The sequence below is a fragment of the Pseudomonas segetis genome (genome assembly GCF_900188155.1).
GTDB classification, from domain to species: Bacteria; Pseudomonadota; Gammaproteobacteria; order Pseudomonadales; family Pseudomonadaceae; genus Aquipseudomonas; species Aquipseudomonas segetis.
In genome coordinates, this window is record NZ_FZOG01000016.1 from 1 (window position 1) to 1,225 (window position 1,225).

General features: G+C 60.8%; 1 pseudogene. It reads right to left on the minus strand.

The features are described 5' to 3' along the window. Nucleotides 1-1,181, minus strand: a pseudogene (locus CHB79_RS21870) (hypothetical protein); the annotation flags it as partial. Nucleotides 1,182-1,225 lie beyond the last annotated feature (44 nt).

Consider the following 1,225-nt stretch of genomic DNA (forward strand, 5'->3'; position numbering starts at 1 on the left):
CCTTCGGTGATCGGGCCGTCGTAGTGGGCGCCGCTATTGTCGATATAGAAGTTGTCACCCAGCTTGGTATCGCCGTTGACTGTCAGGTTGTTGGTAGTAACGCTGTCGCCATTGATGACGGTGTCACCGATGGTCACGCTATTGTCGATGACAAGGTCCGAGGCCAGGTCGAAGTTGACGTTGTTGCTGTCAGTCGCCTTGCTCACCTTGATATTGCCGTCGGTGTTGGCAAGGTCCACCGAGTCACCTGGCGCCACGTTGGTGCTGTTGGCTCCTTGGGCGCTGATGTCCCAGCCCTGACCGGCTGCATCGGCTGTAGCTGTTACTGCATCCAGCTGAGCTACGTTTACCGCATCGCTGTCTTCGGTACCAGCCGCCACGCCAGTGATCTGGCGGAACTGACCGTTGGTGGCGTCGCCCACGCTGACCGCACCCAAGGTGCTGGTTGTAGCGGTGATGGCAGCCATTTGGGCCGCGGTGGCGCCAACCGGCACGTAACCGCTGATACCCGCACCGGTAGTGGCCACCGAGCTGCTGCCAAGTGCCACGCCGCCCTCAGACGTGGCGCTGGCGGAGTAACCCAATGCAATGCTGTTCTGTCCAGCAGCACTGGACAACGAACCGGATGCCAATGAGTTATCGCCACTTGCAGTGGAAAACATGCCCTGTGCGATCGCACCGCTGCCACCGCTGGTGGCATAGGTGCCGGTTGCTACCGAGTTCGCTCCGGTCGCGGTGGAGAGCGGGCCCAACGCGGTTGCGCCGGTACCGATGGCTTGGGCCTTGTTGCCCAGCGCCACTCCATTGTCGCCAGCTTTGCTGGTGTCGCCAATGGCCACGCCCTGTTGTGCCGAAGCCAAAGCAGCGCTGCCGATGGCAATCGAGTTATCGCCACTGGCTTTGGCACCTATGCCCGCAGCAAGTGCATTGTCGCCGGTGGCACCATCGTTGTTGTAGTTGCCACCCTGCACGCCGTTGTCGTTGACGCTGTAGTAGTGGGTCTTGGCTGCATCGATTTCATCGCTTGCGGTATCTGCCACAGCAGTCAACTGTGCGACGTTTACCGCATCGCTGTCTTCGGTACCTGCCGCCACACCAGTGATCTGGCGGAACTGACCGTTGGTGGCATCACCCACGCTGAGTGCGCCCAGGGTGCTGGTTGTAGCGGTGATGGCAGCCATATGGGCAGCATCTGCGCTGCTTGGAGTATAGCCAGCGATACCGC